Genomic DNA, 4,558 nt, shown 5'->3' on the forward strand with positions numbered 1-4,558 from the left:
CTCCAGGCGCGCCCAGCCGCCGAACACGTCGTGCCCCCGGCGCGGCACCACCGCGTCCAGCCGGACCGCGTCCTGGCTGCCCTCGTCCAGCCCCTGCGCCACCAGCGCCTCCGGGTCCCCGGACACCGTGGAGGACACCAGCATCTCCGCCGTGGCGAGCGCGAACACGGCGTCCGCGTCACCGCGCGTGGCCACCGTCTCGATGCGCTTCCACGCCCCGGCCTCCAGCCGGTACGCGTGCGCGAGCCCCGCGCCGTCGTCCTCCTCCGGGATGGGGATGCGCCGGCCCTCGAAGAGGAAGGCGCCGTCGCGCCGCACCAGCTCGCCCGTGTGCGCCGTCAGCGCCACCAGCCGCCCCACTGAATCGAACCCCACCGCGCCGGTCAGCCCCTCCTCCGGCAACAGCTGCGCCGCCCCCTGCCGGACGTCAGGTCCACCGTCCACACGCGCCCGGGCCCCGCGCGCTGCCGGCCGGGTCCCGCACCGCCGCGCGCTTCCCATCCGCGCTCCACGCGAGCTGCAGCCCGTCACACGCCGCATCCACCGTCACCAGCGCCCTGCGTCTTCCGTCCGACTCCAGGCGCAGCCACGTACAGCCCGACGGCGCCGCGTCCTGGAGCACCGACAGTGAGAACGGCGCCGTCTTCACCGGCGCCACCTCCGGCGCGGGAGTCGCGGCCGGCGAAGCCTCCGGGGCCTTCTGGCAGGCGCTCACGAGGAGCAGGGCGCTGACGAGGCTCGAGGTGCGGACCATGGTGGACTCCTCCCGGAAAAAGATGACCTCCACGGAATATGTCAGAGCCCCGGGTGCGTGCGGAAGGCACCCGGAGCCCACATCGCGAGGGCCGGGAGGCGTCCTCCAATCCCTGCTCAGGTCCGTCATGCGGTGGAGCGTTGCCGTCCTGACAAAGACAAACGCGTGTCATGACGGAACCATGACGAACACAGACACGGCTCAGACCCTTTCGAGCTTCCCGCCAGAGATGCCGTTCGCCTCCAGGGCAATCTTGATGTCTTCGTCGACAATGATGGGAATGTTATAGCCCCAGAGTCGGAACACCCGGGCGTCGTCAATTTTTGAATTGTCGATACGCAACCCGATAACGGATCGGTACGTCCCCGCCTTCTCGGGCATCACGTCGTCTTCGGAGAAATATTGCACCTCTTCGCATGCGGCATCGTCAATGCAACGAATCGTTCGAGTCACGTTGAGCAGAAAAAACGGCTTGGACTCGCCTTGAATCTCGACGGGAAATAGCTGCACATCGTCAGGGGCCATCTCACTGAAAACTGAAGCGACTCGTGCGCTGACGACAGGAGTAAGGCCCAATCCAGCGAAATCCATATCCAAAGATACGCCGGGCCGGGAAACCGGAATATACAATTGCACAGGAGGCTCTACGGGCTTCCCCCGTCTAAACATCCAGACGTCCCCGATTTCTTCTCCACGAACATCAACTGGATCATCGAGATACCATCGGCCAGTTACATACACATCCGTCTTCAGGCTGAAGAAGCGTCGCTCCATGTTTTATTCCTGACTCCCCAGGGAAATGAGTCTCCGTAGCTTCGAACCCTCCCTTAAAAGGTCTCGGGCAATCTTGGCAAGTTCTCCCGTCAATGCCGCCCGGCATTGCGCTGCGCCCCTGCATTGCTGCGTCGCCAAGTCGATTCGCTCAAGAACTGCCTCATGATACGCGCGAGGGTGTGGCCCCTGGTGCCCTCTGATCCGCACGAGGTTCTCGCGGTCACTCAGTTTCATGCCAGCCCTCTCAAAAACCCTCTCGAATAGTGGCGTCCACGGGCCCCCACTTGCATCAGAGACAGTGTTCTTGTCCGTGCAAATGTGATGAACCTTGCCATCGGGATCGCCCTGAATGCCGCTCCCAGCGCCGACGGCGGGTCGAGTCCCCACACCAGCACCGGGGCCCATGGCGACCGCGGCGACAGCAGTCGGAGCAAGCGCGATGTTGAGGACCCCAGCAGACGAGATCGATATCGCCTGGACCCCTCCCGACAGCGCGCCGGCAAGCACGAAGCCCCCTTCTGCCTCTGCCCTGACCGCCGCCTGAGCGAAGCCCGGCATTCTCGGCCCCTGGGCCGCCATCGCGTTCTTGCCGCCGAGCGCCGACAGGGCGACGATCACGAGCACGCGAGCGCCGTTGTCTCCAAGGATCTTTCCGAAGCGATGCCCCGCGCGCTCCAGTTCCGAAACGTTCGCGGCGTCCCTCGATTCGTCCATGAGGCGTAGGAACCCCTGCCCGAGATTCCACACGGGCCCTGTGCCGAGATAGGCAATTAGCGACGCTGTCAGCGCAATCGCAATGACCTTCGTAATCGGCTCAGGTGCGACGAGCATCACAAGTGCCGTCCCAATCATTGTCGTCACCATGGCCCGTAAGGCAGCCCCGTTCACCATGTCTCGGATGGCATCCTCGACGCCTTCCCAGACCGTATCGAGCGCGAAGTAGAGCGCCATCATACGGCGTTCCATCGGCCCGAACGTAAGCCCACCCGCCAACATGCCCATGCAGCCGTTGGGGTCGTCCTGCCGCTGGCAGATTCGCTCGTAGGCCGACGGGACGGCTCGCCCCTGAGCACCGTCAACGACTCCGCCATTCGACGCGAGCAGGGAGCGACGGTCATCCCGTTCAACTTCCTTGAACGCGACATCTAATTTCATGTCGAGCACAAGCTGCGTGACAGCTTGCTTGAAGGCATCCCGCCCTATCTCGACAGGGTCGGACTCAAGGGGCGTGTAGCTGATTGTCTTGCCGTATCCCGTGTTGAGGTTGACGACCCGAGTCGTAGCGCATCCGGCCGTCAGCAGCATCAGCACGGCTATTACGAAAGCTCTCATGTGGCCCCCAGGTTCAGCCGCCAGCATCAGCAGCGATCCGCGACATACCAATCGGATCTGACAAGCTCAAAAGCTCGCTGGAATTCGTGGTTATCGGCAGACATTTCAACCCCAGGCGAGCGCCCCATTGACAACACAGGGGGAGGCTGAGGCCCAAAGGCAGTCATGACTTCGCAGGCTGCCCCTCCGTTCCCGCGGGTCAACCCTGGAGGCCGTCATGCCCCGAGCCGACGCTCCCAAGGCCCCACCGCCGCTTGTCACGCAGTGGACGGCGCGGCCCGCCGAGTCCGCCCGCATCGCGCGGGTGTGGAGCAAGACGTATGGCGTGACGAAGGCCGAGGCGCTCGCCGTGTTCCAGAAGCGGCTCACGGCGGATCCGAAGAACGAGAACGCCCAGCGGGCCGTGAAGACGCTGAGCGCGAAGCCCTGAGCTCCAGGGCCCGGCCCGCGCCTACAGCGCCATGTACGCGCGGGCCGCCGGCACGGAGTAGAACCGGCCCTCCGGCAGCACGTACGCGGTGAGCTTGCCGCCGTAGACGCAGCCGGAGTCCAGCCCCACCGCGAACGGGTGCCGCTGCAGGCCGCGCATGGCGTCGTGGCCGAAGATGACCAGCTCCGGGCCCTTCCACAGGCTGCCCCAGGGCTCGCCCGCCTCCAGCCGCTTCGACGGCGTCCCGTCCGCCGCGATGCTGCGCAGGTTGAAGAGGAACTCCTCCTTCTGCTCCGCCAGCGGCACCCCCGGCACCAGCCCCGCGTGCACCGCCAGCGCGTTCAGGTCCGGGAGGTGCAGATAGGAGGGCAGCCTCTCCATGTAGGCCCAGTCCGCGGCCGCCAGCGTGTCCAGCACCTGCCGGTGCTCGGGCTTGAGCTTCTTGCCCTTCGCCGCGTGCCCGCCGTGCCAGCGCAGCACGTGCGCGTCGTGGTTGCCCTTCACCGCCTGGAAGCCGTGCTCGCGCGCCCGCCGCACCACGCCCGCGGAGTCCGGCCCCTTCGCCACCAGGTCGCCCACCAGCACCACCCGGTCGCCGGGGCTCCAGTCACACGCCTTCAGGAGCGCGTCCAGCTCGGCGGAACAGCCGTGCACATCTCCGATGAAGAGCGTTCGCATCTCCCCTCTCTTTAACGCACTGTCCACGAATGCCCGCCCGGATTCTCGGGCGCCTCGCGCGCGGACGGGGGCTCGCGCGCCGCGTTACTACTCGGCCTTCGTGCGCAGCAGCCGGCTGAGGCTCACGTCCAGCTGGCTGGAGATGAGCCGCAGCACGCTGTCCAGCTGCGAGCGCGTCAGCCGCAGCCGCTCCGTCAGCCGCTGCCGCGTCCCGTCCAGCAGTTCCTCCTGCGCGCCCACCACCCACCGCGCCGCCGTGGAGCGGTGCACGCCGTAGAGCGCCCCCAGCTGGTCGATGCTCAGCCCGTCCAGGTACTTCAGCCGCAGGAAGTTGCGCTGCCGGGCGGAGAGGGCCGCCAGCGCCGCCTGGAAGGACGCGGCGAACTCCGCGCGGTACGTCTGCTTGAGGTACGCCAGCTCCGGGTCGTCCCCGGGCGCCACCAGCATGGACAGGTCGCCGTCCTCCGACTGCGCCTGCCCCGAGCGCTGGCGCTGCCAGTCCAGCGCCAGCCACAGCGCCGCCGCGCGCACCCAGCCCGCGAGCGACCCCGTGCCGGGTACGCCGCCAGCCGCGCCGGGGCTCCGCGCTG

At 66.9% G+C, this 4,558-nt stretch carries 6 protein-coding genes and 1 pseudogene; 1 reads left to right on the top strand and 6 read right to left on the bottom strand.

The window, feature by feature from the left end; genetic code table 11:
- From ACLEQD_RS37575 to ACLEQD_RS37590, 4 genes and pseudogenes are all read right to left on the bottom strand, one after another.
- Positions 1-375, bottom strand: a pseudogene (locus ACLEQD_RS37575) (hypothetical protein); the annotation flags it as partial.
- Between the two features lie 52 nt (positions 376-427).
- On the bottom strand, positions 428-754 hold the full coding sequence (locus ACLEQD_RS37580) for a hypothetical protein (protein WP_410390682.1): 327 nt from the start codon (positions 752-754) through the stop codon (positions 428-430).
- A 201-nt stretch (positions 755-955) separates the two neighbouring features.
- Complete coding sequence (locus tag ACLEQD_RS37585) at positions 956-1,528, bottom strand: imm11 family protein (RefSeq protein ID WP_410390683.1); 573 nt, start codon at positions 1,526-1,528, stop codon at positions 956-958.
- 3 nt (positions 1,529-1,531) lie between these two features.
- Complete coding sequence (locus tag ACLEQD_RS37590; RefSeq protein ID WP_410390687.1) at positions 1,532-2,860, bottom strand: AHH domain-containing protein; 1,329 nt, start codon at positions 2,858-2,860, stop codon at positions 1,532-1,534.
- A 217-nt stretch (positions 2,861-3,077) separates the two neighbouring features.
- On the opposite strand from ACLEQD_RS37590, the gene ACLEQD_RS37595 reads away from it, so the two are divergent.
- Positions 3,078-3,290, top strand: a complete 213-nt coding sequence (locus ACLEQD_RS37595) for a hypothetical protein (protein ID WP_410390684.1) — start codon at positions 3,078-3,080, stop codon at positions 3,288-3,290.
- A gap of 21 nt (positions 3,291-3,311) precedes the next feature.
- Here the strand turns inward: ACLEQD_RS37595 and ACLEQD_RS37600 are convergent, their stop codons facing one another.
- Positions 3,312-3,968, bottom strand: coding sequence for a metallophosphoesterase (locus ACLEQD_RS37600; protein WP_410390685.1), 657 nt, complete (start codon positions 3,966-3,968; stop codon positions 3,312-3,314).
- An 87-nt stretch (positions 3,969-4,055) separates the two neighbouring features.
- Positions 4,056-4,558: sigma-70 family RNA polymerase sigma factor (locus tag ACLEQD_RS37605; RefSeq protein ID WP_410390686.1), on the bottom strand; the 503-nt coding region annotated here is incomplete at its 5' end.

The organism is Corallococcus sp. 4LFB (assembly GCF_046520365.1).
GTDB lineage: Bacteria > Myxococcota > Myxococcia > Myxococcales > Myxococcaceae > Corallococcus > Corallococcus caeni.

Excerpts from the sequence above, each read along its gene's own strand:
- ACLEQD_RS37590 (WP_410390687.1), bottom strand. The coding sequence starts at position 2,860 with ATGAGAGCTTTCGTAATAGCCGTGCTGATGCTGCTGACGGCCGGATGC.
- ACLEQD_RS37595 (WP_410390684.1), top strand. The coding sequence starts at position 3,078 with ATGCCCCGAGCCGACGCTCCCAAGGCCCCACCGCCGCTTGTCACGCAG.
- ACLEQD_RS37585 (WP_410390683.1), bottom strand. The coding sequence starts at position 1,528 with ATGGAGCGACGCTTCTTCAGCCTGAAGACGGATGTGTATGTAACTGGC.
- ACLEQD_RS37580 (WP_410390682.1), bottom strand. The coding sequence starts at position 754 with ATGGTCCGCACCTCGAGCCTCGTCAGCGCCCTGCTCCTCGTGAGCGCC.
- ACLEQD_RS37600 (WP_410390685.1), bottom strand. The coding sequence starts at position 3,968 with ATGCGAACGCTCTTCATCGGAGATGTGCACGGCTGTTCCGCCGAGCTG.